At 73.2% G+C, this 26,999-nt stretch carries 24 protein-coding genes and 2 pseudogenes; 16 read left to right on the top strand and 10 right to left on the bottom strand.

Translation table 11 applies throughout. The annotated features are described in order from the left end of the window. Positions 1-90: 90 nt before the first annotated feature. The 7 genes from ACVV2G_RS24830 to ACVV2G_RS24800 form a co-directional block, all read right to left on the bottom strand. Positions 91-1,104: a pyridoxal-phosphate dependent enzyme gene (locus ACVV2G_RS24830; protein ID WP_453844966.1), complete on the bottom strand. Its 1,014-nt coding sequence runs from the start codon at positions 1,102-1,104 to the stop codon at positions 91-93. Continuing rightward, positions 1,062-2,066 (bottom strand): GHMP family kinase ATP-binding protein, encoded by a 1,005-nt coding sequence (locus ACVV2G_RS24825; RefSeq protein ID WP_453844965.1) that lies wholly within the window; start codon positions 2,064-2,066, stop codon positions 1,062-1,064. The genes ACVV2G_RS24830 and ACVV2G_RS24825 overlap by 43 nt, the downstream gene beginning before the upstream one ends. After that, positions 2,063-2,872 carry a Rossmann-like domain-containing protein gene (locus ACVV2G_RS24820; RefSeq protein WP_453844964.1) on the bottom strand — a complete coding sequence of 270 codons (810 nt, stop codon included), beginning with the start codon at positions 2,870-2,872 and terminating at the stop codon, positions 2,063-2,065. Before ACVV2G_RS24820 ends, ACVV2G_RS24825 begins: the two co-directional genes overlap by 4 nt. Continuing rightward, on the bottom strand, positions 2,869-3,621 hold the full coding sequence (locus tag ACVV2G_RS24815) for a class I SAM-dependent methyltransferase (protein ID WP_453844963.1): 753 nt from the start codon (positions 3,619-3,621) through the stop codon (positions 2,869-2,871). Before ACVV2G_RS24815 ends, ACVV2G_RS24820 begins: the two co-directional genes overlap by 4 nt. A gap of 110 nt (positions 3,622-3,731) precedes the next feature. Continuing rightward, positions 3,732-4,742 (bottom strand): ABC transporter substrate-binding protein, encoded by a 1,011-nt coding sequence (locus ACVV2G_RS24810; protein ID WP_453844962.1) that lies wholly within the window; start codon positions 4,740-4,742, stop codon positions 3,732-3,734. A 14-nt stretch (positions 4,743-4,756) separates the two neighbouring features. Next, positions 4,757-5,530: an ABC transporter ATP-binding protein gene (locus ACVV2G_RS24805; RefSeq protein ID WP_453844961.1), complete on the bottom strand. Its 774-nt coding sequence runs from the start codon at positions 5,528-5,530 to the stop codon at positions 4,757-4,759. A gap of 1 nt (position 5,531) precedes the next feature. Then, on the bottom strand, positions 5,532-6,560 hold the full coding sequence (locus ACVV2G_RS24800) for a FecCD family ABC transporter permease (RefSeq protein WP_453844960.1): 1,029 nt from the start codon (positions 6,558-6,560) through the stop codon (positions 5,532-5,534). 413 nt (positions 6,561-6,973) lie between these two features. Here ACVV2G_RS24800 and ACVV2G_RS24795 point away from each other — a divergent pair, with 413 nt between their 5' ends. The 5 genes from ACVV2G_RS24795 (at position 6,974) to ACVV2G_RS24775 (ending at position 13,595) form a co-directional block, all read left to right on the top strand. After that, on the top strand, positions 6,974-8,257 hold the full coding sequence (locus ACVV2G_RS24795; RefSeq protein WP_453844959.1) for an MFS transporter: 1,284 nt from the start codon (positions 6,974-6,976) through the stop codon (positions 8,255-8,257). 43 nt (positions 8,258-8,300) lie between these two features. Continuing rightward, on the top strand, positions 8,301-9,095 hold the full coding sequence (locus tag ACVV2G_RS24790) for a TauD/TfdA family dioxygenase (protein WP_453844958.1): 795 nt from the start codon (positions 8,301-8,303) through the stop codon (positions 9,093-9,095). Between the two features lie 345 nt (positions 9,096-9,440). After that, entirely contained in the window at positions 9,441-10,430 is a 990-nt protein-coding gene (locus tag ACVV2G_RS24785) for an ArsR/SmtB family transcription factor (RefSeq protein ID WP_453844957.1), read from the top strand. Positions 10,431-10,525: 95 nt separating this feature from the next. After that, a complete protein-coding gene (locus ACVV2G_RS24780) occupies positions 10,526-11,089 on the top strand; it encodes a hypothetical protein (protein WP_453844956.1) in 564 nt (187 codons plus the stop codon). 661 nt (positions 11,090-11,750) lie between these two features. Next, positions 11,751-13,595 carry a thiamine pyrophosphate-requiring protein gene (locus ACVV2G_RS24775; protein ID WP_453844955.1) on the top strand — a complete coding sequence of 615 codons (1,845 nt, stop codon included), beginning with the start codon at positions 11,751-11,753 and terminating at the stop codon, positions 13,593-13,595. Positions 13,596-13,839: 244 nt separating this feature from the next. Here the strand turns inward: ACVV2G_RS24775 and ACVV2G_RS24770 are convergent, their stop codons facing one another. Next, on the bottom strand, positions 13,840-14,370 hold the full coding sequence (locus ACVV2G_RS24770) for an HdeD family acid-resistance protein (protein WP_453844954.1): 531 nt from the start codon (positions 14,368-14,370) through the stop codon (positions 13,840-13,842). Between the two features lie 325 nt (positions 14,371-14,695). Here ACVV2G_RS24770 and ACVV2G_RS24765 point away from each other — a divergent pair, with 325 nt between their 5' ends. The 6 genes from ACVV2G_RS24765 (at position 14,696) to ACVV2G_RS24740 (ending at position 18,107) form a co-directional block, all read left to right on the top strand. Next, positions 14,696-15,751: a YihY/virulence factor BrkB family protein gene (locus ACVV2G_RS24765; protein ID WP_453844953.1), complete on the top strand. Its 1,056-nt coding sequence runs from the start codon at positions 14,696-14,698 to the stop codon at positions 15,749-15,751. A 277-nt stretch (positions 15,752-16,028) separates the two neighbouring features. Then, complete coding sequence (locus ACVV2G_RS24760; protein ID WP_453844952.1) at positions 16,029-16,466, top strand: phage holin family protein; 438 nt, start codon at positions 16,029-16,031, stop codon at positions 16,464-16,466. Next, entirely contained in the window at positions 16,463-16,891 is a 429-nt protein-coding gene (locus tag ACVV2G_RS24755; protein ID WP_453844951.1) for a DUF3618 domain-containing protein, read from the top strand. Before ACVV2G_RS24760 ends, ACVV2G_RS24755 begins: the two co-directional genes overlap by 4 nt. A gap of 208 nt (positions 16,892-17,099) precedes the next feature. Beyond that, complete coding sequence (locus ACVV2G_RS24750; protein ID WP_453844950.1) at positions 17,100-17,426, top strand: PadR family transcriptional regulator; 327 nt, start codon at positions 17,100-17,102, stop codon at positions 17,424-17,426. Then, a complete protein-coding gene (locus ACVV2G_RS24745) occupies positions 17,423-17,779 on the top strand; it encodes a DUF1048 domain-containing protein (RefSeq protein ID WP_453844949.1) in 357 nt (118 codons plus the stop codon). Before ACVV2G_RS24750 ends, ACVV2G_RS24745 begins: the two co-directional genes overlap by 4 nt. Position 17,780: 1 nt before the next feature. Beyond that, positions 17,781-18,107, top strand: a complete 327-nt coding sequence (locus ACVV2G_RS24740; RefSeq protein ID WP_453844948.1) for a DUF1048 domain-containing protein — start codon at positions 17,781-17,783, stop codon at positions 18,105-18,107. Between the two features lie 229 nt (positions 18,108-18,336). On the opposite strand, the gene ACVV2G_RS24735 is transcribed toward ACVV2G_RS24740, so the two are convergent. Next, positions 18,337-20,226: a CASTOR/POLLUX-related putative ion channel gene (locus tag ACVV2G_RS24735; RefSeq protein ID WP_453844947.1), complete on the bottom strand. Its 1,890-nt coding sequence runs from the start codon at positions 20,224-20,226 to the stop codon at positions 18,337-18,339. A 441-nt stretch (positions 20,227-20,667) separates the two neighbouring features. Here ACVV2G_RS24735 and ACVV2G_RS24730 point away from each other — a divergent pair, with 441 nt between their 5' ends. From ACVV2G_RS24730 to ACVV2G_RS24710, 5 genes and pseudogenes are all read left to right on the top strand, one after another. Then, positions 20,668-21,627 carry an NAD-dependent protein deacetylase gene (locus ACVV2G_RS24730; RefSeq protein ID WP_453844946.1) on the top strand — a complete coding sequence of 320 codons (960 nt, stop codon included), beginning with the start codon at positions 20,668-20,670 and terminating at the stop codon, positions 21,625-21,627. 121 nt (positions 21,628-21,748) lie between these two features. Beyond that, on the top strand, positions 21,749-22,699 hold the full coding sequence (locus ACVV2G_RS24725; protein ID WP_453844945.1) for an endonuclease/exonuclease/phosphatase family protein: 951 nt from the start codon (positions 21,749-21,751) through the stop codon (positions 22,697-22,699). Between the two features lie 6 nt (positions 22,700-22,705). Next, positions 22,706-22,825: pseudogene (locus tag ACVV2G_RS24720) on the top strand (LacI family DNA-binding transcriptional regulator); the annotation flags it as partial. Then, positions 22,822-22,974 (top strand): annotated as a pseudogene (locus ACVV2G_RS24715) (sugar ABC transporter substrate-binding protein); the annotation flags it as partial. The pseudogenes ACVV2G_RS24720 and ACVV2G_RS24715, both read left to right, overlap by 4 nt. A 276-nt stretch (positions 22,975-23,250) precedes the next feature. Further along, on the top strand, positions 23,251-25,035 hold the full coding sequence (locus ACVV2G_RS24710; protein WP_453844944.1) for an ATP-binding SpoIIE family protein phosphatase: 1,785 nt from the start codon (positions 23,251-23,253) through the stop codon (positions 25,033-25,035). Between the two features lie 41 nt (positions 25,036-25,076). On the opposite strand, the gene ACVV2G_RS24705 is transcribed toward ACVV2G_RS24710, so the two are convergent. Further along, positions 25,077-26,960 (bottom strand): ABC transporter ATP-binding protein, encoded by a 1,884-nt coding sequence (locus ACVV2G_RS24705; RefSeq protein ID WP_453844984.1) that lies wholly within the window; start codon positions 26,958-26,960, stop codon positions 25,077-25,079. Positions 26,961-26,999 lie beyond the last annotated feature (39 nt).

The following is a 26,999-nucleotide window of genomic DNA, read 5'->3' as shown; positions in this document are numbered from 1 at the left end:
GCCGCACCGTTCCGTGCCGTCGCCGAGGCGTCGGATCCCCGCGAGGAACGCCGGGACTCCGACGCCCACCCGGCCCGTTCCCGCGGCGGCCTACACGAGGACCGCTCCCTCGGGTGCCGGGGACCCGTCCCAGCTCATACGTGACCAGGGGAGGGCCAGCTCGCCCGTGCCGCGTACCGCACGGGGTGCCAGGTCCTCGACACGAGCGGCCTCCCGATGCCGGGCGAACACGGTGTCGACGTAGCGGTGGCCGGTGTCGGCGGCGAGGAACAGGGCGGTGCGGCGGGGCTCTTCGCGGCGTTCCCACCGGGCGGCGAGGTAGGCGGCTCCGGTGGACAGGCCCGCGAACACGGCGTGCCGGCGCAGCAGGTCGACGCTGCCGGCGAGGGCGGCGTCGAAGGCGAGCCAGTGCAGGGTGTCGTAGAGGTCGTGGCGGACGTTGCCGAAGGGGATGGAGCTGCCGATGCCCGCGATGATGATCTCCGGATCGGCGACGTGCTCGCTGCCGAAGGTGACGCTCCCGTACGGCTGGACGCCCACGAGTCGCACATCGACGGAGCGCTTCCTCAGGTGGTGGGTGAGGGCGCCGGTGGAGGCCCCGGAGCCCACTCCGCCGACGAGGGTGAGGCAGTCGCCACCGGTCCGGGTGCATATCTGTTCGGCGACGGCCTCGTAGCCGAGGTAGTGGATGTCGTCGTGGTACTGGCGCATCCAGTGGTAGTCCGGGTGTTCCCGCAGGATCTCGCGGACGCGGGCGACGCGTCGGTTCTGGTCGAGCTTGAGGCTGCTGCTGGGCGGCATCTGCTCCAAGTGTGCGCCCAAAACGTCGAGTTGGGTGCGCAGGGTGTGGTCGACGGTGGTGGAGCCGATGATGTGGCAGCGCATGCCGTAGCGGTGGCAGGCGAGGGCGAGGGCGTAGGCGTAGATGCCGCTGGAGCTGTCGATGAGGGTGTCGCCACGCCGTACGGCTCCGGTGTCGAGCAGGTGGCGTACGGCGGCCAGGGCGGAGACGACCTTCATGGTCTCGAAGCGCAGGCAGAGGAGACCGTCGTCGAGGCGTATCAGGTCCGGGCGGCCGACGGCTTCCGAGATGTGTTCGTCCACGGGAACTCCTCGCTGGTGGAAGACGCGAAGGTGGTGAAGGTCCGGGTCGGTGTGATCCCCTCGCGGCGCAGGGCACGGGTGCAACGGCGCAGTCCGTGGTGCAGGCCGGGGGTGCGGGGGTCGAAGAGGATGCCGGCGACGTTGCCGCTGTGGGCGATCTGCACGCCGACGGCGCCCGTGCTGTCGGCGATGCCGGTGAGCGCGGGGAACTCCTGGTGGGGCAGGACGCGTTGGCGCAGGCGGGCGCTGGCGGTGCCGACCCTGCCGAGCAGTGCGGTGTCGGCGTCGGTCACCGCACGGCGGAGCATGCGGCGCAGGTGTCCGTAGGCGGCGAGGTCGTCGTCGTGGTGGAGGGCGGGGAGCGAGAGAGTGTCGACCGGCGCGCCGCCGCCGAGCGCGCACCCGACCACCACGGCGGGCGGCAACGCGGAGCCCAGGACCTCGAGGACACGGCCTTCGCGCTGTGCGAAGAGCAGGGGGCGGGAACCGTGCATCAGGGGGTCGCTGGCGCCTTCGGCGCGCACCGCGATCCGGGCGATCGTCTCCGACGGCAGCAGCACGCCCCAGGAGTCGGCGACCGCCCGCACGGTGGCGATGACGTCGCTGGTGGAGGAGCCCATTCCGAGGCCGATGGGGAGGTCCCCGGTGAGGGTCAGCTCCCCGCCGCAGGGCTCCGCGTCGCGGCGTGCGGCGCACTCCCGTACCGCGAGGACGGCCGCCGCCCGTGCCTTGGTCCGGCCGCCGGGCGTCACCGTCACCTCGTCCGGCGGGGTGCCGGGCCGGTGTGCGAACCGCGCGGTGCTGCCCGGTCCGTTCATCGGCAGCGTGACCAGTGCGTGCACGGTGCGGCGCCGCTCGTCGAGGAAGGCGCCCTGCAGGATCTCGCCGTGATGGCAGGCGGCGCGTCCGGTGCCCTCCGTGCCGCGGGCGGCGGCTTCGGGCGGACGGGTTGCGGCGGTCATGCGCCGGCCGCCACCCGGTAGCGGTACAGGGTGGTGGGTTCGGCACTGAACTGGGAGAAGGGGAAGGGCTCCGCGGACAGGGCGGTCACGCCCTGCCCGAGGAAGGCGCGCGCCACGGCGCTGCCGGTCTGGGCGTAGACCACCAGGGGCACGCCGCGTTCGCGGCAGCGGGCCAGTACGGTGTCGAAGCTGCCGTTGCTGAGGGTCATGCCGGTGGCCACGACCGCGTCGGCGGTGCCGAGGACCTCGTGCATGTCGTCGGTGACCGGGTCGCCCCACTGGGTGGTGCGCAGGTTGAAGTCGCAGAGCAGGGGATCACCGCCGCGCTCGCGGATGGCCGCGACGAGCGGGTTGACCACCCCGATCAGGCCGACTCGGGCCCCGGCGTCGATGTCGAGGAGTCCGGCGATGGCCGCGTCCCGGGCCAGTGCCCGGGTCTCGGGCGTTCCGGCGGGCAGGGTGACCGGTTCCGCCTCGGCCGCCTCCCGGTGCGGGTGGGCGGTGCTGAGGCAGGCGTCGAGCGCGGCGATCCGCAGTGGCCGCGGCGCCTCGCGCAGCAGCGTGTCGAGGGGGGCGCCGGAGGCGTCGCGGCATATGGACGCGTCGACCTCGCCGGCCTCGAAGGCGCAGGCGCCGAAGGAATCGCCCAGGCGGACGAGGAGGTACTGGTTGAGGTAGGTGGTGTTCCCGCCGGCCAGCCGGGTGCCGTGGTGCACCCAGAACACGCTGGTGGCCACGAGGCCGGCGGGGTGGGGGCCGTGGTCGCCCGCCAGGACGGCGGCCAGGAGTTCCTCGGTGTTCTTCATCGCTGTCCTCCGGTGCGGGGCGTCTCGTGGGTGATGCGGAACAGGAAGGTCAGCACACCGTCCTGCCAGTCGTGGAGATGGTCGATCCGCGGGCTGAACCCGTGGTCCAGGGCGTGCTGGACCAGGGCCCGCAGGTCCGCGGTGTTGGAGGCGATGACGTGGATCTCGCCGCCGGGGGCCAGCGCCTCCCGCTCCGCGATCTGGGCGAAGAACCTCGCCAGCAGCGGCGCGCCCACGCAGACGTTGCGCACCACGTCGGGGTCGTCGCTGACGGTCTGGCTGACGGCGGGCGGGTTGAAGGTGACCACGTCCAGCCGGACGTCCTCCGGGAGGGCGTCGAAGACGTCGCTGACCGCCGGGAGGAAGGCGGTGTCCGGGCGCTCGCCGACCAGGCGCCGGTAGTGACGGGTGGCGGCGGCCACGCTCTCCGGGTGGACGTCGAGCGCGTGGATCTCCCGAGCGCCGCGGAGGCCCGCGGCCACGGCCTCGACGCCCAGGCCGACGCCCATGGCGGCGTACCGCAGGCCGCGGGTCTCGATACGGCCGTCGAGCACCCGCTCGTGGATCAGACGGCTGGTCCAGCCGGGTATGAAGACGCCGGGCGGAACGTCGAACGTCCAGCCGTTCCATGCGTAGGAACGAGTGGTGTGCAGGTCGGCCTTGGGCTGGTTGAGGGCGATGATCCGGTCGGCGGGCAGGGGCGGCGGCAGCTGCTCCAGAAGAGCCTGGCCGATCGAGTGGCGGTCCATGGGGTCGGGTCCTTTCCTTGTCGTACGGCGGGACGGTGCGCGCCCATGGCGAAGCGCGGCCTGCCCGGCGGGCGTTCACGTCTGCCGGGCGGGCCGTGGCGCGCGGTGGCTCAGCCCTTGAGTTCGCGCAGGTAGGTGGCGAATTTCTCCAGGCCGTCGATGTTGCGGGGTCCGCTGATGCCCTCGTTGTAGTCGAGGATGAAGAAGTTGTTCTTCTTCACGGCCGGCAGTTCCCTGGTGTGAGGGGACGTCTTCAGGAAGTCGATCTTCTTTTCGGCGGGCAGGTCGCCGTAGTCGAGGATGACGACGACTTCGGGCTCCGCCTCGGCGACGGATTCCCAGTTGACCTGGGTCCAGCGCTCGTCGAGACCGTCGAAGACGTTCCGGCCGCCCGCCGTCCTGATGATGTCGTTGGGGGGCACCTGGTTGCCCGCGGTGAACGGCTGGTCGGTGCCGGAGTCGTAGAGGAAGACGGGCACCGGGTCGCCCTGCGGTGCCTTGGCCCCGACCTCCTCCACGCGCTTCTTCAACCCGTCGACGACCTCCGTGGCCTTCTCGTCGACCCGGAAGATCCTGCCGAGCCGTTCGAGGTCGGTGTAGAGGGCCTCGAAGGGGCTCATCCTCTCGGGGTGACCGGGGTAGTTGAAGCAGCTCTCGGTGTGCATGAAGCTCTGGATGCCGAGCTTGTCCAGGATCTCGGGTGTGATGCCCCGCTCGTCCTTGAAGCCGGAGTTCCAGCCGGCGACGACGAGGTCGGACTTGGCCTCCACCACGACCTCCTTGTTCAGGAGGTCGTCGCTGAGCATCTTCACCTTGGCGTACTCGGAGGCCCACGGGGACTCGCTCACCGGCGGGTTCGCGGGAGGCATCACATAGCCGTGCACGTGCTCGGTGAGACCGAGGGCGAAGAGTTTGTCGGCGCTGCCGCCCTCGTAGGCGACGGCCCGCTCGGGCACCGTGTACTCCACCGGTTCGCCGCAGCGCTTGACGGTGACCTTGCCGGTCTCCTTGGCGTCCGCTTCGACTTCGGCGCCGCATCCGCCGAGCACCAGGGCCGCCGTCAGGGCGGCGCCGAGAGCGGCGGGCCGGCGGACCAGGGCGGGGGTTCGGGTTGTGCGCATGCGTGAGCAGCCTTTCAGCGGGTGGGGTTGAGCGAGTACAGGAGCTGGGGACCGCCGGTCAGCGGGTGGGGGACGACACTGGCCCTGACGCCGAAGACGTCGCGGACGAGCCGGGTCGTGAGGACGTCCGCGGGCGTTCCGGACGCGACCAGGCGGCCCTGGGAGAGCACGCCGAGCCGGTCGCAGGCTGCCGCCGCGAGGTTGAGGTCGTGCAGGACGACGAGGACGGTGAGCCCCGACCCGCGCAGGAGCGAGAGCAGGTCGACCTGGTGGCGGACGTCCAGGTGATTGGTCGGCTCGTCCAGGACGAGGATCTCCGGTTCCTGTACGAGCGCGCGGGCCAGCAGGACGCGCTGGCGCTCGCCGCCCGACAGCGTCAGGACGCCCCGGTGGGCGAGGTGTCCGATGTCGAGCTGGTCCATCGCCCGCTCGCACAGGTGGCGTTCGCGGCCACTGAGTGCCTGGTTGCCGCGCAGGTGGGGCGCGCGTCCGAGCGCGACGACCTCCTCGACGGTGAAGTCGAAGTCGACGCCGCCGTCCTGGGTCATGGCCGCGATGGTTTGGGCGCTGTGCCGCATCGGCAGCCGGGTCAGATCCTGCTCGCCCACCCAGACGGTTCCGGAGCTGGGACGCAGCGCCCGGTACACGCACCGCAGCGCGGTGGACTTGCCGCTTCCGTTGGGCCCCACGAGTCCCACGACCTGGCCGTCCGGCACTTCCAGGGACAGCCCGCGCACGAGACTCCTGCCGTCCGTCACCACGGAGAGTTGATCGAGTTTCAGGTCCATGTCAGCGCCCCCCGAACGTGTAGCCCCTGCGGCGCATCAGGGTGATGAAGACGGGCACGCCCACGAGCGCGGTGATGACTCCGAGCGGCAGCTCGCGCGGGGCGACCAGGGTGCGCGCCGCCAGATCGACCCACACCATGAAGATCGCTCCGACCAGGGGGGCCACGGCGAGGACGCGGGTGTGCGTGGCACCGACGACCATCCGCACCACGTGCGGCATGACGAGTCCGACGAAGGCGATGGCGCCGCTGACCGCGACCATGACGCCCGTGACGAGCGAGACGAGGACCAGCAGCACCTTGCGGTGCCGGTCGGGATCGAAGCCGAGGCTGGCGGCGGTCTCGTCGCCGAGGGAGAGCACGTCCAGTACGCGCCCGTACCGGTACAGCACCGCGAGTCCGGTGAGGACCACGACGGACACGACGGGCAGGGCGGCCCAGGCCGCGGCACCGAAACTGCCCATGGTCCAGTACAGGACCATGCTCGTCGCCTCGCTGTCCGGCGCGAAGTAGATGATCAGGCTCATGACAGCCTGGAAGCCCAGCGACAGGGCCACGCCCGTCAGCACGAGGCGCAGCGGTGACAGTGCGCCCCGGCTGGAGGCGGCGGCGTACACCAGGAGCGAGGCGACGAGCGCGCCGATGAAGGCGCCGGCGGAGACGGCGTGGATACCGAGGACCGCGAGCCCTCCGGTGACGGTGACACCGACGGCACCCACGGAGGCACCCGAGGAGACGCCGAGGACGAAGGGGTCGGCCAGCGCGTTGCGCACCATGGCCTGAATCGCCACTCCGACCGCACTCAGCCCGGCCCCCACGAGTGCCGCCAGCAGCACGCGCGGCGTGCGGATCTGCCAGATGATCTGATACGTCGTCACCTCGTCGGCGCCGATCCGGCCGCCGGTGAGCGCCGCCCACAGATGGCGGGCGGTCTCCCCCGGGGTGACGACCGCGGGACCGAGCCCGATGGCGACGACGACGGACACGAGCAGGACGGCGGCCATCACCAAGCAGCCGAGCGGCAGCGCCATGCGGGACGCGAACCGGCCCCGCACAGCCGCCGCGGGCCGGGGTGCCGGCACCCCGCCCGGTCCGGCCGTCTCCCCGTCGGCCGAGGGCGCGGAGGTCGAGGGCGGAGGCACGTGAGCGACCTTCACTTTCTCTCGTTAATGAAAATCATGTTCATGAGAGAGAACCTAGCACGCGGATCCCCCCTCCGACGGACCGTCACGGCGACAGGCAACGCGAGGCCGAGGCGCCCGTCGTGGAGCAACGGCCGACAGGACTCTAATGGAAATGGTTATCACTGCGATAGTGTTGCCGGCACAGCGCTGCCCGCCGTGTGCCACGGCCGGTCCCGACGCAGAACTCCACTGCCGTGCAGGGACGTTGCAGCCGGTTCGCGTCCGATCCGTCACCCTCAACAGGACAGGAGTGTGCCCCCGTGCCCACCCCCTCCGCCCCTCCCGCCCCCGTCGGGTCTCCGCCCGCGAAGCAGCGCTCGATCCTGCTCGACCTGGCCTTCCTCCGCCTCTGGACGGGCGCCACCGCATCGGGCCTGGCCACCTGGGCCCTGCCCTTCGTCCTCGGCCTCGCCGTCTTCGACCGGACCCTGGCCGCCACCGACCTCGGTCTGCTGCTCGCGGCGCGCACCGTCGGGTTCCTCGCCGCGGTGCCCGTGGCCGGGGTGCTGGCCGACCGGCACTCCCGCCGGGGCGTCGTGCTGTGGGCGGGGCTCGCCGCCGGAGCCGCGGCGCCGGTGATCGCCGTCGGCCTGGGCCGCTCGGTGCTGCTGATGGCGGTGGCCGCCGCGGTGGCGGGAGCGGGCCAGGGTGCCTGCCGGCCCGCCTACCAGGCCCTGACCGCCGAGGTGGTCGACGCCGGCCGCAGGCAGCAGGCCAACGCCGCCATGACCCTGGCGGTGCGGGTCACCACGCTCGTGGGCCCTTCCCTGGCCGCGCTGCTCGCCGTCTTCCTGGACATCCGGGCGCTGCTGCTGGGCATCGGACTGCTCTGGCTGGTCGCGGCCTGCGTTCCCGGACGCGGCGCACGGCCGGGTACCGCGCGGGACACATCGGGGCCCTCCGCCGGGAGGGGCGGGTCCTCCCTCCTGGCCGAGTTCGCGGAGGGCGTCCGCGAGGCCCGCAGGCACCCGTGGTTCCTCGCCGGCCTGGGCGCGCTGACCGCCGTCATAGCCACCGGCTACTCCGCGACCGGGGTCGCGCTCCCCATGGTCAGCAGGGACGAGTACGGGACCGAGGTCGTGCTCGCGGGTGCGATGACCGCCTACACCGCCGGAGCGCTGGGCGGCGCGCTGCTCATCGCCCGTTGGCGCCCCCGCTCCCCCGGCCGGGCCGCCCTGGCCGGCCTGGCCGCCTACGGATTCGCCCCTCTCAGCCTCGTGTTCCCCGTGCACCCGGCCGTCGTGATGGCCGCCTACGCCGTCGCGGGCGTCGGTGTCGAGCTGTTCAACGTGCCGTGGTTCACCGCCGCCCAACGCGAGGTCGCCCCGGACAAACTGGCCCGGGTCTCCTCCCTGGACTTCCTGCTCTCCTACGGCCTCGCCCCGGTCGGCCTCGCCGTCATCGCCCCCGCCATCGACGCCTTCGGCGCCACCGCGGTCCTCGCGGGCTGCGCGGTGGTCTGCTTCGCGGCACCGGCCGCCGCCGCCCTGGTCCCCAGCGCCCGCACCTTCTCCCGGACCCCCGCCCGCGGCGACACCTCCTGACCGCCGCGGCGAAGCACCCCCCGTGATGGGACACCCTGTGGACATGAACACACCCGCCCAGTCCGCCCGCCCGCAGGAGGACCCCGCCCGCGGCCCGGGCGTCACCCCGGCCCGCGTCCCCCAGGAGCGTGTCCGCAGGGCACGCGACCTGCTCGCCCGCGACGGGGCGGTGATCCTCACCGGCCACGAGAACACCTCCGACGCCCTGGTGGTCGCCGCGGCCCAGGTCGTCGGCGACCACCTGCGCGAGCTGTACCCGCACCGGGTCCGCACCTCGCGCGACGGCGCCCCGGTCCACCTGCACGCGGACGGTTTCGACATCCGTGTCGACATCGGCGGGGTGCCCCACCGGCGGCGCCACCCCGACGAGGACCACGTCCTCCTCCAGTGCGCCCGGCCCGCACCCGAGGGCGGCGCCTCCTTCGCCCTCGACGCCTACGCGTTCGTCGACGGCCTCGCCGCGTCCGACCCGGTGCTGCACGACTTCCTCACCGGCACCGACGTCGACCTGTACGGCGCCTGGGCCGGGCTGCGCGGGCTGCCGGCCACGCCGCGCGTCGCCCGGCACGTCGAGTACACCCGCACCGGCCGGCGCATCGTCCGCCGCACCGACGGCGCCGTTGCCCTGCACCGCGATCCCGCCGCCGAACACATCGGCCGGCAGCTCGACCGGCTCCGCGAAACCGTGCACAGCGCCGAAGCGGCACTGCCCCGGTTCGGACTGGACGAGGGCGACATCCTCGTCCTCGACAACTACCGCTGCTGGCACGGGCGGGACGCCCACCAGGGCGAACGCACCGTCCGCATCCTGACACTCCGCGCCAGCGACGCACGCTGACGTCGCCGTGTCGCTGAGCGGTGCCCCGGGGTGCGCGGGCCTCCTCCCCAGCCCGGCGGGCGCCCGCAGGCCGGGCCGTCGGCCGGCGGGGCCCCGCGCCCCCGGGTCCTCGGCAGCCACGTCCGCCGGTCTTCGCGTGGGAGCCCGGGCCGCCACAGCGGCTGCGCCGACTGTGCCGGGTGCTCCGGGTGCTCCGGGTGCTCCGGGTGCTCCGGGTGCTCCGGCGAAGGGGAGAGCAGCGTCCGGACGACCGCGTTCATCCCCCGTCGATGATTCGGTTATGCGAGTCCCCGAGTCTGGGCCGTGCACGTTCCGTACCCACGTCCAAGACGTCGGAGGAAGTCGTTGCTGCGGATCCACTTCACCCCTCAGGACCTGGAGAACATCCGGATCGCCCGGAGTCCCGACCCGCTCTGGGAGATCGTCTGCAGTGTCTGCCGGCTCCAGGGCAGGGACGGTTCACTCGACTTCGACCCCTGGCGGCACTCGGTCCGTACGCGTATCCGGAGCGGCGGGGCGCCCCGGTGGGCAGCATGGATGCTGCGGACCCTGGTGCCGTACCCCCGCTACATGCCGGACTTCCTGACCCCGCACCCCGAGGACGGAAACGCCGGCCTGGCAGCGGGCATCGACCGGGTGCTGTCCACTCCCGGACGCCAACTGCGGGTGGAGATGGCCTCGTTGGCGACAGCGGTCGGTAAGCCGGTTACCGATCCCGCTCTGGCCCGGGGCGACGTGGAGGCGTTGCGGCTGCTGGGCCATGGTCTGCGGACCTACCACGAGGTGTTTCTGGCACCCTCCTGGGAACGGATCGACGCGGCTGTCCGCGCCGACTTCGCGTGGCGCTCCCGTGCCCTGGCGACCAGCGGCACACGGGCCCTGCTGGAGACGTTCCGTCCCATGGCGGTGTGGCGTCCCCCCGTGCTGGCCGTGGACTATCCGGTCGATCGGGACCTGCACCTGCACGGACGCGGCCTGCGGCTGGTCCCCTCGTACTTCTGCTGGCGCCGGCCGATCACCCTGATCGACGAGGACCTGCGACCGGTACTGGTCTACCCCGCGGACAAGAAGGTCGCCCCGCTCCCGGCGGCCGCCCCCGAACTCGCCCGGCTCCTCGGCTCCACCCGGGCCTCCCTGCTGCACGAGGCGGCGGCGCGCGACTGCGGCACCACCTCGGAACTGGCGGCGGCGGTGGGCATCTCCCTGCCGAGCGCCAGTCAGCAGCTGGCGGTGCTGCGGGAAGCGGACCTGCTGACCAGCCACCGCGACGGCAAGCACGTACTGCACACGGTGACACCGACGGGACGGCGCCTGTTGGGGGTTCGATGTGGCTGAGGCCAAAGAGTGGTGCGCGACGGCCGCCCTCCGTCCGAACCTGTTGAGGAAGCGCAACCCCGACGGAGGGAAACCCCATGGAACTCAGGGCCAGGATGACGAAGCGCACCACAGCCCTGCTGTGCGGCACGGCGCTGGCGCTCGGAGCCGGCACGGCCACCGCGGCCGCTGCCGACCGGGCCCCGCGGCCGGCCGCGTCGACGTACGCGGCGGAGGCGCAGGCGGCGGGCCTTTCGGCCCGGCAGGCGGCCCGGTTGCAGGACCGGGTGGACGCCCGGCTGGCGGACGTCAAGGTCCCGGCGGAACAGGTGAGTCACAACGAGATCCGGGCCAAGGACGGCAGCGCGAGCATCACGGTGTCCGTGCCCGGCACGGCCGACACCAGCTGCAGCTACACGTACCTGTGCCTGTGGGACGGCGCCAACTGGACCGGCAGCAAGCTGTCGCTCTACGTGTGCGGATTCCGCGACCTGAGCGACTACGGCTTCAGCGACCGCCTCACCTCGTACAAGAACAACCAGACCACCGGCACGCGGTCGCTGTTCTACAACTGGCAGGGCTCCTGGGTCTACAAGTTCGACAGCCACGCCTACCACACGGAGGACAGCCTCGCGAACACCTCCTGGAACAACATGATCGACGGGGTCCGGGTCTGCTGAGTCCGTTCCGGCAGCCCGCGCCACGGGTCGCGGAGCGGCCCGCGGCAACGGCGACCGAGGCGGGACACCACCGGCCGGCCGGTCATGGCCGCGGGTCCCTTCGGCAGCCCCTGCCCTGCGGGCCGGCGGTCTCGTGCCGCTGGATCTGACGCTCTCCTGGGGCCGCTCGACGGACGGGGGAGGTCACCGGTCCGGGAGCTTCGCCTCCGGACGGGTTCCCCGGCCGTCGTCGGGCCTGGCGCGTCAGCGCGTCCGCACCGACGCCGACCGGGCCGACGCCCGCACCGCGACCGCCGCGGTCCGCTCCCGCCCCACCGGCCACGACGCCGACACTCCACCCGGACCGTCCGCACGGCGTGCGGACGGTCCGGGTGGAGTGTCCGCACGGCGTGCGCCGCCGTACGCGCGGCCTGCCGTGACGAGTGCGCGAGCCCCGCCGGACGGCACGGGCACTGCCGCGTCCGCGCCGAGGCGTGCCGCCGCCGCGAACAGGCGCGCAGCGGCCTGCCCGCCTCCCCTGCCGGTGGCGGCGCGACCGGGTCGGGCTTCGCGCGGGCGACGTTTCCCCCCTACCCGCACGGTTACCCATGAGGTGTCGTGCCCCCGCGCGTCCCGACGCCGGGGACAGTCGTTACCTAGCGGGATCGGAAACGGAGCTTGCATGGCCAGCACGAAGGTGTCCGACTACATCCTCCAGCGGCTGCGCGAATGGGACGTCGAGCACGTCTTCGCCTACGCGGGTGACGGGATCAACGGGCTGCTGGCCGCCTGGGGGCGCGCGGACAACAAGCCCAGGTTCGTCCAGGCCCGGCACGAGGAGATGGCCGCGTTCCAGGCCGTCGGCTACGCGAAGTTCTCCGGCAGGGTCGGGGTGTGCGCCGCGACGTCCGGACCGGGCGCGATCCACCTCCTGAACGGGCTCTACGACGCCAAGCTCGACCACGTTCCGGTCGTGGCACTGGTCGGGCAGACCAACCGCAGTGCCATGGGCGGCTCCTACCAGCAGGAAGTGGACCTGGCCAGCCTGTACAAGGACGTGGCCTCGGACTTCTGCGAGACGGCGACCGTGCCCGAGCAGCTGCCGAACCTGATCGACCGCGCCTTGCGCACCGCGTACGCCAAGCGCACCGTCACCGCGATCATCCTCCCCGCCGACGTGCAGGAGCTGGACTACAGCCCGCCCACGCACGCCTTCAAGATGGTGCCCTCCAGCCTCGGGCTGGGACGGTACGCGCCCGTCCCCGCCGACGAGGACGTCCAGCGGGCCGCCGACGTGCTGAACTCCGGCGAGAAGGTCGCCGTCCTCATCGGCCAGGGCGCCCGGGGCGCCCGCGAAGAGGTCGAGCGGCTGGCCGACGTGCTCGGCGCCGGTGTGGCCAAGGCACTGCTCGGCAAGGACGCCCTGCCCGACGACCTGCCCTACGTCACCGGCTCCATCGGGCTGCTGGGCACCCGCCCCTCCTACGAGCTGATGCAGGAGTGCGACACCCTGCTGATGATCGGCTCCAGTTTCCCGTACACGCAGTTCCTGCCGGAGCTGGACCAGGCGCGGGCGGTGCAGATCGACATCGACCCGCACATGATCGGCCTGCGCTACCCGAACGAGGTCAACCTCGTCGGCGACGCCCGCGAGACACTGCAGCGGCTGCTGCCCCGCCTGCACCGCAAGGAGGACCGGACCTGGCGGGAGAAGACCGAGAAGAACGTCGCCCGCTGGTGGGAGGTCATGCAGCGCCGCGCCGCCGTCAGCGCCGACCCGGTCAACCCGGAGTACGTCGTGCACGCCCTGGACGGCAAGCTGCCCGACGACGTGATCCTGAGCGCCGACTCCGGCTCTGCCGCCAACTGGTACGCCCGCCACCTGCGGCTGCGCGGCCGGATGCGCGGCTCCCTGTCCGGCACCCTGGCCACCATGGGCCCCGGGGTGCCGTACTCCATCGGTGCGAAGTTCGCCCACCCCGACCGGCCCGCCATCGCCCTGGTCGGCGACGGCGCCATGCAGATGAACGGCATGATGGAGCTGGTCACCGCCGCGAAGTACTACCACGAGTGGTCCGATCCCCGGCTGATCGTGGCCGTGCTCAACAACGGCGACCTCAACCAGGTCACCTGGGAGATGCGGGCCATGTCCGGCGCCCCCCAGTTCGAGGAGTCCCAGCACATCCCCGACCTTCCCTACGCCGACATCGCGCGCTCCTTCGGCCTGGGCGGCGTCCGGGTGGAGAAGCCCGAGCAGGTCGAGGCCGCCTGGGACCAGGCCCTTGCCGCCGACCGTCCCTTCGTCATCGACTTCCGCACCGATCCGGCCGTCCCGCCGATCCCGCCGCACGCCTCCCTGGACCAGATCGAGGCAGCGGCCACCGCGATCCTCAAGGGGGACAGCGACCGCGGCTCCATGGTGAAGCAGGGGCTGAAGGCCAAGGTCCAGGAGATGCTGCCCGGCAGCCGCCACCGCGACGACCGTCCCGGCGCCGGCCCGCACGACAGCACCGAAGAGAACAGGTGACCCGAACGACGCACCCCGGCCACATCCCCGGCCGGACCGCCGCGGACCGGGCTCGCGTCCCATGATCCGGCCCGGCACGACCGACGCCGCCGCCCCGGCCCCCCGGCGCGCAGCCCGCGGGCACTGCGCGACTACGCCCTGATCGCCGACGGGTGGGGCGCGGGGCGCCCCGCGCGGAGGGATCGCCCGGCCGCGCGCCCGACGGCCGTCCCGCGCGGGGGTCCGCGACCGCGCCGACGTCCCCTCAGATGTGCCGGGCGGCCTTCGGCGCACGTGTCACGAGGTCCCGCAGCCGCCAGGCGACCGCGAGCATCAGGACGCCGCTCACGAGTGCGTAGCCGCCCGTCACACCGGCGATGGCGCTCGCTCCGTGGTGCGGGCGCAGCCAGAGCAGTATCCCGGCGGCGACCGAGGCCGCACCGGTCACCAGCAGCACCCGCTCGTGGTCCGCACCGTGCGGCCGCAGGACCGCGCAGATTTCGGCGACGCCGGTCGCCACGGCCCACGCGCCGATGAGAACGACCAGCGTCCCCCCGGAGAGCTCCGGCCAGGCCACCGCCGGCAAACCGGCCGCCACGCCGAGGACGCCGCCGCTCGCCCGGACCGGGTGGGGCTCGCGGTCCCCCGCCGGGCGGAGAGCGCCGACCAGCCGGGCGGTGCCGTCGATGAGCGCGTAGACGCCGAAGAGCAATGAGAGCGCCGATACCGTCACGGTGGGCCAGACCAGGGCGAAGAAGCCGAACGCCACGGCCGTCGCACCCCGCAGGGCGAGCATCCAAACAAGCGGCTGTCGCACGCGTCCTACCTCCACTGCTTCCGGTCCCGGGCTCTGCCGCGTACCCCGCTCTTCCAGAAGAACGACCTCGGCGGGCGAGGTGCCGTGCCCGGCGGACGAGGTGACGCCGGCCGGGCGAGGGGCGTGCAGAGGGAGGGGCGCGTGCAGCGGGAGAGGTGACGCCCGGTCGGGCCGGGGGCGTACAAGGGGAGGGGGCGTGTTCGCGCAGCCACCGGTCCGTCCGGCAGGGGCGAGGCCGCCGGGCTGTCCGAAGTGGCGCCGTTCTTCGGGCATGTCGGCGACAGGGGCGGTTACCCCCGGTGTCATGGACGGGACTTCACGAGATGACCAGGGCAGTGCGCAGGGGACGGCGAGCCGCGGGTCGGAGCTGCCGGCATCACAAGCCGGCCCCGACGGGGAGGTGGAGCGGCGGGCCCCCGACGAGCCCACGCAGTTGGGGAAGCGGTCGTGGTGGGCGGTACTCAAGGGAACGGTGCGGGAGTTCCAGGACGATGAACTCATCGACCGGGCGGCGTCGCTGACCTACTACGGGGTGCTGTCGCTGTTTCCCGCCCTCCTCGTGCTGGTGTCGCTGCTGGGCCTCGCCGGCAAGTCGGCGACCGACCAGGTCCTGGAAAACCTGCAGAAGGTGGCGCCGGCCTCGGCCAGGGACATCATCAGTGACGCGGTGACGCAGTTGCAGGGCCGCGGCGGGGTCGGGTCGTTGATGGCCGTGCTCGGTCTCGTGCTGGCTGTGTGGTCGGCTTCCGGGTATGTCGCGGCGTTCATCCGTACCGCCAACGCGGTCTACGACATGCCGGAGGGACGTCCGGTGTGGAAGGTGCTCCCGGTGCGTGTAGGGGTGACGGTCGTCCTGCTGGTCCTGGTCGTGGTCAGTGCGCTGATCGTGGTCTTCACCGGCGGCCTCGCCCGGCAGGCGGGAACCGCCCTGGGCATCGGGGACAGCGTGTTGACGGTGTGGTCGTTCGCGAAGTGGCCGGTGCTGGTGGTCTTGGTCATCATCATGATCGGGATCCTGTTCTGGGCGACGCCGAACGTGAAGGGCCCCGGCTTCAGGTGGGTCAGCCCGGGCAGCGTGGTCGCGCTGGTGATCTGGATGCTCGCGTCGGGCGCGTTCGCGTTCTACGTGGCCAACTTCTCCTCGTACAACAAGACCTACGGCACGCTGGCGGGCGTGATCGTGTTCCTGGTGTGGCTGTGGGTCAGCAACATAGCGATCCTGCTGGGCCTGGAGTTCGACGCGGAGATGGCCCGCCAGCGTGCCATCGCCGGTGGCATGGACCCCGAGGACGAGCCCTACGTACCGCCGCGCGACACCCGCGCCTGGGACGAGCAGGACCGCCGCGAAGCGGGACGGTGACCGGCCGAGCCGCGGTGGGACACGGCGCCGGCCGGGGCCGCCCGGGGCGGGGCGCGAGGCGGGCGGGCCGCGCCGCCGGGGGACCGGCCGCGACGCCGGACCGACCGCGCGGCGATGGCCGGTCCGGGCGGTGCCTCGGTCCGGGCCGTGCGCCGCCCGCGCCGGGTCGGCTGGGGCGAGGTGATCTTGTGAATGGCGTGTGCCGGTCATGCCGGACAGGTGTTGATTCGCCTTCCGGTGGGACTCGGGCGGTCCTTACGGCAGGAGGGTGTTGACGATGGCTGAGATCGACCGTCTCGCTTCCGGCAGCCATCCCGGGAGTTCGTCTTCGGGTGGTGAGCCGGTCGGGGAGCTGGTGCAGCGTGCGTCGCAGCAGCTGACGGAGCTGGTGCGGGCGGAAATGCGCCTGGCGCAGGCGGAGATGAAGGAGAAGGGCAAGCGCTACGGCAAAGGCGGCGGCCTGTTCGGCGGGGCCGGCCTGGCCGGTTTCTTCACCCTCCAGGCGCTGATCACCATGGTGATCGCGGCCCTCGCCGTGCCGCTGCCCGTGTGGGCGGCGGCTCTGATCGTGACCGCCGTTCTCGGCGTGATCACGGGTGTTCTGGCGTTGACGGGCAAGAAGGAAGTCACCCGGGCCGCTCCGCCGGCCCCCGAACAGGCCATCGACAGCGTGAAGGCCGACGTGGCCCAGATCAAGGAGAGTGCCAAGCGATGACCCAGCCGCCCCACGACGAGCCCACCGCCGCCGGCCCGGACGAGCTGCGCGAGCAGGTGGAGCAGACCCGCCGGCACCTGGGGGACACGGTCGAGGCACTGGCCGACAAGACCGACGTCAAGGCGCGCGCCCAGGAGAAGGCGGCCCAGGCCAGGGAGCAGGCGTCCGCCAAGGCCACGGAGCTGTCCGTGCAGGTCAAGGCCAAGGCGGCCGAGGCCGCGCACCTGGTGCAGGAGAAGCTGCCCGACCCGGTCAAGGCCAAGGCCGCCGCGGCCGCGGAGCAGGCGAAGGCCAAGGCCGGTCAGGCCCAGCAGATGTGGCACGACCAGGCGCCGGAACCGGTGCGCGACAACCGCACGCCCCTCCTCGCGGCCGGAGCGGCCCTCGTCGTCGCCTGCCTGCTGCTGCGCCGGAAGAAGAAGTAACGGCAAGAGGACAGAGCCAGACAGGGCCGAACAAGGCCGGACAGGGCCACGGCTCGGCGCCGGGGCCCCGGAGGACGGGCCTGCGTCCACGACGCGACCGGACACCTCGACAGGACCGTGACTGCCGCCTGACACCTCTGCTACTCGGTGATACTGTATAGCGGTACTCGGTACTACGCAGTACCGCGCGGGCCGAGGAGGGCGCTCGTTGGACGACCTGACGGAAATACTGAAGGGCACGCTCGAAGGGTGCGTGCTCGAGATCATCGGCACCGAGGAAACCTACGGCTACGCCATCACCCGCCGGCTGAACGAGCTCGGCTTCGCCGGCGTCGTCGAGGGGACGGTGTACACCATCCTGCTGCGACTGGAGAGGAACGGACTCGTCCAGGTGACGAAAAGACCGTCCGAGGTCGGTCCGCCACGCAAGTTCTACGCGCTCAACGACGCCGGACGCGAGGAACTCGCGACGTTCTGGACGAAGTGGCAGTACGTCTCAGCACGCATCGACAAGCTCAGGGAGAGCGGAGGATGAACTTCTGGGAGACCGTCACCGGCAGCGATCTCACTCGGGACTGGAAGGCGTTCGAGGCCCGGGCCGAGGCCCTGCCGGACGACCACCGGGCGGCGTGGGAACAGATCAAGGGCCACCTGTACCCGCGTGCGAGCTTCACCGGCCGCAATCTGACGCCGGTCCTCGACGCCGCCCTGGGGTTGCTCGAGGAGACGGCGGCGGACGGGCAGAGCGCCCACGAGGTGCTCGGCGACGACATCCGGGGCTTCTGCGCGGCGCTGGTCGGCGACGCGGGTGCTCGAACCCATCGCGACCGGTGGCGCGACCAGTTGAACAGGAACGTCGCGAGGAAACTGAGCCGGCTGGGAGGCTGACGTGAGCATCCAGGACATCATCGAGGGCAAGAAGCAGTGGCGCGCGCACCTGGCTCGGGTCAAGGCGCTCCCGCCGGACTACCAGATCGTCTACAAGGAGATGCAGAGGTACCTGTTCAAGGTCGGGCCCGTCGACCTCCCCGACGGGCCGCTGCTCCCCGGGATCGTCGACTTCTTCGAGGAGGGCGCCGCCGCGGGCAAGGGAGTCCTGCACGTCACCGGCGACGACGTCGCCGCGTTCTGCGACGATCTGATCAAGGACTCACGCACCTGGGCGGACCTCTGCCAGGAGGCCGTCGGCGGGGAGACCGGCACACCCCGGAAGTGACACCCGCCGCCCGCGCCGGCGGGCGCTGCTCGCCCGCCGGCCCCACCGGCGGCCGAGCCCGCGCGGGGTGCGGAGCACGGCGATCCCGCGGTCTCGGGGCGAGATCCCGCCACGCCGAAGGTCCGCTTCGTCGGGTCGTCGGGGCATCGGGCCCCGTGAAGCGGGCAGTTCGCCCGTACCCGCCGTTCCGGAGAGCCGGGCGGTGTCCTCTCCGCGCCGACGCCGTCCGTCAGTCCCGGCCGACGACGACCACTTCGTCCTCGACCGCCCAGCGGCGCCGCTCGTTCTTGGGCGGGTTGATCCGCACGCCGTAGGCGGGGCCCGTCGACGCCTCGTCGTGGCGCCGGTAGCCGATGGCGCATTCGCCGCGACGACGTGCCGCGGCCACCACGGTGGCGAAGGACGTCTCGCACCCGGGCAGTACGTAGTCGTCGGCCGGCCGCAGGCGGACCCCGGCGCCGTCCGCGGAGAACAGTTCCTCGAACACCGCCGCCAGGTGCCGGTTCTGGGAGATCTGCGCCATGAGCAGGCCGACGAGCTTGCCACTGATGATCACGTCGGCTCCGGGGCCGATGGGGGCCAGCGCGCGGTTCCGGTCGTCGATCAGTTCGGTGACCACGGGCAGTTCGCGTCCGGTGGCCTCCTCCAGTTGGCGCAGCAGCAGGAGGGTGACGAGCGTGCGGTTGTCGGGGGCCTGCGGCGGCTGCCCGGGGGCGGGGTCCCGGCCGAGCACGATCACGCTGTCGTAGGAGTGGACGTCCATGCGCCTCAGTGTCTCGGGGCGGGTGATGTCCCCGTGGTGCAGCGTCAGGCTCAGGCGGGCACCGCCGGCCTCGTCCACCTGCCGGACGGTCGCCTCACCACGGTCCGCCACCACGTCCACGACCGATCCCGGCCGGGCCCGGCGTCGCAACTGGTCGACCATGAGCGGCGCCCGGCGGTTCCAGCCCAGCAGCAGGACCCGCTCCGCCCGTGCGGGCCTCGCGGGGCCGGAGGCGATCACCGCGTCCTCGGCCAACTCCGCGCAGTCGGCCGGCCGGGCCGTGTCGTCGTCGCGGGTGAGGACGACCAGCAGGTCGTCCGCGGTGACGGGCGTCGCGGGCGGCGGGTTGAGCAGGGGGGTGTCCGCGCGGAGCAGCCCGACGACACTCGACGTCGGGTAGGACAGCAACGCGTCACCGAACGGGCGGCCGGTCAGGGACGGCTCGGAGACCAGGTAGAACTCGTCGCCGGCGAAGTCGAGGAGTTCCTGGTGGACGAGGGAGAGCCCGGGGCGGCGGGCGGCCTGGACGATCAGCCGGGCAGTGACGGTGTCGCTCTCCAGGACGATGCCGCCCGGCCCGGCGGCGAGGCTGGCGGCCAGACGGTACCGGTCGTCCCGGACGGCGGCGACGACGGGCGGACGGCTCTTCACCCCGGCCAGGGCCGCCCTGAGCGCCAGCAGTGTCCTGACCACCTCGGCATCCGCGTCGGGCTCGTCGTGGGGCAGGACCAGCACGACACCGGCCGTGGCCGGACTGGCCAGGGGGAGCACGGCGGGGTCGGTGACGGGGCCGCTGCGGCAGATCAGCCGCGTACGGCCGGCGGAGCCCACCTTGGTGCTCAGGGCCTCCTCCATCAGGGTCTTGTCCCGGTCGGCCAGCACCGCCACCGCGGCGCGCCGCTGGTTGGCGTTGGCGGCCACCAGCTCGCTCACCACGGTGAAGACCTGCTCCGACCATCCCAGGACCACGGCGTGCCCGTGTTCGAGCACGGTGGAGCGGCCCCGCCGCAACGCGGTGAGCCGCTCCGTGAGCGCCGTCGTGACCAGGCCGACGAGCGTGGAGACGTACAGCAGGGTGACCAGTGCGAGCAGCACCGAAACCGTCACCCGCAGCGGCGTGCCCGTCGCCCCGCCCAGCCGCAGGGTCTCCCCCGTGAGCCGCCACACCTCCGCCAGCCGGTCCGTCGGGGACGCCGGCGCGGCGGGGTCGGTCCACACCAGCACCGCGCTGGCCGGTACGACGACGGACAGGCACAACAGCGCCATCCAGCCGACGAGCGCGGCGGCGCCGCGGGCCAGTGTGCTGTCGAACCAGTAGCGGGCTCTGTCACCGAACGGAGTGCGCCGCTGCGCCACCCTTCCCCCCTCCCTCGCCCCGCACCCTCGCGAGGCACCGTCGGCGCCGCGCACGCGATGCGCCGCGCGGGCCCGCCGCAGAGCACGGACGGTGAGACCTCCGTCGCAGTCTGGAGGGCCGGTCACCGCGCCGGACGCGGTTCGCGCAGCGTTCATCCCTTCGGGTTCACCGGGCCGTCCACGCCGGCGGACCCGCCGTGACGTCGGGCCCCTCCGTCGTTCAGCTCCTTCGGGTGGACGCGGAGCGAAGGGCGGCCACGGACGCGTCGAGCAGCCCTCCGCCGGCCCCCGCCGGTACGCCGAGGCGGGCGCGACGCACACCCCGGGCAGGCCACCGGCACGCACGGCGCGGCCGGGCAGGCCGCCCGCCAGGCCCCGGGGCCGGCACCCGCGTGCGCCCACCGCGCAGGCAGGCGCCGGCCCGTTCCGTACCCTGGGGGCATGCGCATGCGTCCCACTCTGAGCTGGACCCCCGCCGAGGGTCTGCCGCCGGGCACCACGGATGCGGAACCGGTCGTCGAGGCGCTGGGCGCCGGGGGCGTGCTCGTGCTCAGCGGGGCCGGGATCTCCACGGAGTCGGGCATCCCGGACTACCGGGGCGTGGGCGGCAGCCTGAGCAGGCACACCCCGATGACCTACCAGGAGTTCACCGCCGACGCCCGGGCCCGGCGCCGGTACTGGGCCCGCAGCCATCTCGGCTGGCGCACCTTCGGCCGTGCCCGCCCCAACGCCGGGCACCGGGCCGTGGCCGCGTTCGAGCGGCACGGTCTCCTCACCGGGGTGATCACGCAGAACGTGGACGGTCTGCACCAGGCCGCCGGCGGGGAGGGCGTCGTGGAACTCCACGGAAGCCTGGACCGGGTCGTCTGCCTCTCCTGCGGTGCCCGCAGTCCGCGCCGCGCACTCGCCCGGCGTCTGGCGGAGGCCAACGCGGGCTTCGCGCCGGTGGCCGCCGGGATCAACCCCGACGGTGACGCCGACCTGACCGACGACCAGGTCGGGGAGTTCCGGGTGATGCCCTGCGCGGTCTGCGGCGGCATCCTCAAGCCGGACGTCGTGTTCTTCGGCGAAGCCGTCCCCCCGGCGCGGGTCGAGCACTGCCGGGCCCTGGTCCGTGAGGCCGCCTCGCTGCTGGTGCTCGGTTCCTCGCTGACGGTGATGTCCGGCCTCCGCTTCGTTTGCCAGGCGGCGCAGGCCGGGAAGCCGGTGCTGATCGTCAACCGGGACCCGACCCGGGGCGACCGGCACGCCCGCACCCGCGTCGCGCTCCCGCTGGGGGCCGCCCTCACCGCCGTGGCCGGCCGTCTGGGCGTTCCCGTCGATCAGGCGGCGCCGCCCGGGTGGGGCGGTGAGGAGACGGCCGTGCGGCGACCCGCCCACCGGCCCGGCGGGGAGGAGTGACGAGCCGCGTGGGCACCGGAGTGACCCCTGCTGGCATCGTCACGACCGCAGTGATCGCCGGACCGCAACCCCGTCCGCCTCGTGACGCGTCCTGAGGAACAGGGACGAGCGACGGGAGACCATGGTGCGGTGGGCGCGGGGCGGTTCGGTCCGGTCGCGGGGGCGTGTGCTCGGCGTGCTCGCGGTGGTGACCGCGGCCCTGCTGCTGTTCCACCGGGCGGTTCCCAACGGAGTGGGCGGGCTGGGCAGTCTGCTGGAATCGTTCCTGCCGTGGCTGGGCCTGGCGGTCGTGGTGCTGCTCCTGCTGGCGCTGCTGCGCCGTTCGGCTCTCGCGCTGGTGGCCCTGCTCCTGCCCGCGGCGGCGTGGGCGTACCACTTCGGGGCTCTGCTCCTGCCCGCGCCGGAGCCGGACGCCGCCGACCTCGTCGTGGTGCAGCACAACGTCAGTGACGAGAACGCCGACCCGGCGGGCACGGCCCGTGCCCTGGCCGACGCCGGGCCCGACCTCATCGCGCTCCAGGAGCTGGTGCGCCCGGCCCTCGGCGTCTACGCCGAGACCCTCGCCCCTCAGTACCCGTACCGGGCGGTCCGGGGCACGGTCGGACTCTGGTCCAGGTATCCACTCACCGACGTCCGGGGGCTCGACATCAGGCCCCGGGGCATCACGCGGGAGTGGAACCGCGGGCTGCGGTCGGTGGTCCGCACACCACGGGCCGATATCGCCGTCTACGTGGCGCACCTGCCCTCGGTCCGCGTCCGGGCCGGCGGTCTCGCGGCGTCCCGGCGGGACGAGAGCGCCGGCCTGCTGGGGGACGCCGTCGCGGCCGAGAGGCTGAGCAGGGTGATCCTGCTGGGCGACCTCAACGGCACCGTCGACGACCGCGCGCTGACGCCGCTGACCTCGCGGCTGAACGTGGCCGAGCGGGGTGTCGCCCTCAGCTTCCCCGCCGCCTTCCCGCTGGCCCGGATCGACCAGGTCATGGCCCGCTCCGCGACCGTCGGCCACCTGTGGACCCTGCCCGCCACCGGCAGCGATCACCTTCCGGTCGTCGCCCGCGTCACGCCGCACTGACCTTCCGTGCTGAGCACGTTGGACGTCCTGCGCTACGAGCGGCCCACGCGACCGCGGGGAGAACGCGCACGACTGGTGGGGCCGGCGTTGCCCGAACTGCGGAACCCGATCTTCCCCGCGTGGTCCCGGGCAGGGCCGAGCCGCCGAAGGCCCAGGAGGTGCACAAGGTCCCGGACGACGTGACGTCCGGCCTCCTCACCAACGAGGACGCCGACATCGACAAGCTGCTCTCCACCGCGGAGCGGCAGGTCGACCGGGTACTGGCCGCGCAGTGACCGGCTCCGTCGGGAGGCGGGCCGCACCGCCCTCCGGGGCCCACGGGGTCAGTCCCGAGGAGTGACGACGCCGGCCCCCGGCCCACGCTCTCCTGCCGGCCGGCGGCCCCCTCGACACGGACGGCTGCCGCGGGACACCGCGGTGTGGCTGCGCGCGTGAGGTGACCCGGCGGCCCCGCCCCGGCCGGTGGTCCCGCCGAATCCGGGCGTCGCCGTCGCCGGTCGCCCCGAAGCGAGGCAGAATCGGGGACAGGAGGCCGTGGGAGGAGGCGACGCGTGCGGGAAAGACCGTGGCTGCGCGGGGTCCGCCTGCCTCCCGAACGCCTCGCGGGCGGCCGCCGCGCCCTCAAGGCCGCCGTGCACCCGGTGACCGAGGCGGTGCGCGCCCGGCGCCGGCTGGCGTGGCTCAACGAGGCCGGTATGCGCATCGGCACCACCCTGGACCTGCGGCGCACGGCCGAGGAACTGGCCGGCTTCACCGTGCCGGAGCTGGCCGACGGGTGTGCGGTGGACCTGCTGGAGTCGGTGCTCCGGTTCCAGGAGGGCGACCGCGCCGGAGGGGAGCCGGGCACGCCCGAGCTGAGGGCCATGGCGGTCTCCGAGGTCCCGGGGCTCGACCTCGCGCCGGACTCGGTCGGCGAGGTGGCCGTCTACACCGCCGACCGGCTGGTGCGCACGTGTCTGACCACCCGCAAGCCCGTACTGGTCGCCCGGATGGAGGGGACCGACTTCGACGCCGTCGCGGCCTCTCCCCGGGCGGCCGAGCTGTTGCGCCGCGCGGGAGTGCACTCGTACCTTGCGGTGCCGCTGATCGCCCGGGGGGTGCTGCTGGGACTGGCCGACTTCGTCCGGGCCGGCAGCCGGGCACCCTTCACCCGGGCCGACGTGGCCCTCGTCATGGAACTGGCGTCCAGGGCCGCCGTCTCCATCGACAACGCCCGGCTCTACGGGCGTGAGCGTGAGCACGTGGTCACGCTGCAGCGGGCCCTGCTCCCCCGGTCCAGCCCGAGTACGCCCGGCCTGGACGTGTCCACGTGCTACGCCCCGGCCGACGATCCGGCCGCCGTGGGCGGCGACTGGTTCGACGTCGTCGCGCTGCCCAGCGGCCGTACGGCGCTGATGGTGGGCGACGTGATGGGACGCGGCCTGGCCGCCGCCGCGACCATGGGCCGGCTGCGCACCGTGGCCCGCACTCTGATGGGGCTCGACATCGCGCCCGAGCGGCTGCTGGCCCGGCTGGACCTGGCCGCCCGCGACCTGGAGGAGGACCAGGTCGCCACCTGTCTGTGCGCGGTCTACGACCCGTACGGCAGCACCTTCCGCATCGCCAGCGCCGGTCATCCGCCGCCGCTGCTGACCGGGCCCGACGGCACCACGGCGTTCCTGGACCTGCCCGTCGGGGCGCCGCTGGGGACCGGGGTGATCCCGTACGACCCGGTCGACCTCACCGTGCCCGACCGGGGGCGGCTGACGCTGTACACGGACGGCCTGGTCAGGTCGCACGGAGCCGACCTCGCCGCCCAGCTGGAACGGTTGCGCGAGGCGGTCGGCGAGGGGGTCCCCGGCGACGGCTCGGGATGCCGGGTGGTCGCCGAACGGGTCGGCGGGGACCGGTCCGACGACGCGATCGTCCTGGTGGCCGGCGCCCGGCCGCTCGGACCCGGCGGCGACGTGTACGTACGGACGCTGCCGCCGGACGGCAAGGCCGCCGGCCAGGCCCGGACCGCGGTGCGCGAGCAGTTGGTGGCCTGGGGCCTCCAGGACCTGGTCGACACGACGGAGCTGGTGGTCAGCGAGCTGGTCGGCAACGCCCTGCGCTACGGGAACGCGCCCGGCGAGCTGCGTCTGCTGCGCGACGAGCGTCTGTCGGTGGAAGTGTCCGACTCCGGGCCCGACCTGCCGCAGATCCAGCACGCGGACGTGAGCGACGAGAGCGGGCGCGGTCTGCAGTTGATCAACATGCTGTGCCGGCGCTGGGGCTCGTGCCGCACGCCCGCGGGCAAGGTGGTCTGGGCCGAACAGGACCTGCCCGTGCGGGCCACTCCGGCCGGCCCCCGGTAGGGCCCGCACCGCCCCGGCCCGCACCCGGCGCGCCCGCTCGCTCACGCCGCCTGCTCCGCCTTGACGCCCGTCCGCCGTCCGAACCGGGTGCGGTGCAGCTCGGCGTAGCGGCCACCGGCGGCCAGCAGCTCGTCGTGGGTGCCGCGTTCCACGATGCGGCCGGCCTCCACCACCAGGATCTGGTCGGCCGCCCGGATCGTCGACAGCCGGTGCGCGATCACGACGGCGGTCCTGCCCTCCAGGGCCTCCGTGAGGGCCTCCTGGACGGCCGCCTCGGAGGTGTTGTCGAGATGGGCGGTGGCCTCGTCGAGGATGACGACGCGCTGGCGCGCCAGGAGCAGCCGGGCGATCGTCATACGCTGGCGCTCGCCGCCGGAGAGCCGGTAGCCGCGCTCGCCGACCACGGTGTCGAGGCCGTCGGGCAGGGACCGTACGAGGTCCACCAGGCGGGCGCGGCCCAGCGCGTCCCACAGCTCGGCGTCGGACGCGCCGGGCCGGGCCAGCAGCAGGTTGGCGCGGACCGTGTCGTGGAAGAGGTGGCCGTCCTGGGTGACCATGCCGACGGTGTCGCGCAGGGACCGGGCGCTCAGGTCCCGGACGTCGACGCCGCCGACACGCACGGTGCCGCCGTCGGTGTCGTACAGGCGCGGCAGAAGCTGGGCGATGGTCGACTTGCCGGCGCCCGAGGACCCGACGAGCGCGACGGTCCGGCCGGGTTCGGCGCGGAAGGAGAGGCCGTGCAGGACCTCGGCGCCGCCCCGGGTGTCCAGGGAGGCGACCTCTTCCAGGGAGGCCAGGGAGACCTTGTCGGCGGACGGGTAGCCGAAGCGGACGTCGTCGAACTCGACGGCGACCGGACCCTCGGGGACCGGGCGGGCGTCGGGCTTCTCGTCGATGAGCGGGGCGAGGTCCAGCACCTCGAAGACCCGTTCGAAGCTGACCAGGGCGCTCATGACCTCCACGCGGGCCCCGGCGAGGGCGGTGAGCGGCGCGTACAGCCGGGTCAGGAGCAGGGCGAGTGCCACGACGGCACCCGGGTCCAGGGTGCCGCGCAGGGCGAACCAGCCGCCGAGGCCGTAGACCAGCGCCAGGGCGAGGGCGGAGACCAGGGTGAGGGCGGTGATGAACGCCGCCTGGGCGGTGGCGGTGCGCACGCCGATGTCCGCGACGCGGCGGGCCCGGTCGGCGAACTCGGCCGACTCCTCCTCCGGGCGGCCGAAGAGCTTGATCAGGGTGGCGCCGGGCGCCGAGAAGCGCTCGGTCATGCGGGTGCCCATGGCGGCGTTGAGGGTGGCGGCCTCGCGTTGCATGCGGGCCATGCGGCGGCCCACCCGCCGGGCCGGGAGGACGAACACCGGGAGCAGCACCAGGGCGAGCAGGGTGATCTGCCAGGACAGGGTGAGCATGACGGCGAGGGTGAGCAGCAGCGTGACCAGGTTGCTGACCACGCCGGACAGCGTGTTGCTGAAGGCCCGCTGGGCGCCGATGACGTCGTTGTTGAGACGGGAGACCAGCGCTCCCGTACGAGTACGTGTGAAGAACGCGACCGGCATGCGCTGCACATGATCGAACACCGCCGTGCGCAGATCGAGGATGAGTCCCTCCCCGAGCGCCGCCGACAGCCTCCGGGAGAGGATGCCGAGCCCCGCCTCCGCCACCGCGATGAGCGCGATCAGGAGGGCGAGGCGGACGACCGTGCCCTCGTCGTCGCCCGACACGATCGCGTTGACGACGTGTCCGGCCAGGACGGGGGTGGCGACGGCGAGCAGCGCGGTCACCACCCCGAGCAGGACGAACCGGGCGATACGGCGGCGGTGCGGGCGGGCGAACGCGCCGACGCGGCGCAGCGTCGCGCGGGCGAGGGGCCGGCGCTCCTGCTCGGCGTTCATGACGCTGTGCAACTGGGTCCAGGCTGTGGTCTCCATGCTCATGCGGGTGACGGTAGAACCTCGATCTTCCTTGAG

It is taken from the genome of Streptomyces sp. JK94 (genome assembly GCF_053613315.1).
Note: the sequence above shows the minus strand (reverse complement) of the source record. Positions and strands in the feature narration are given on the sequence as shown.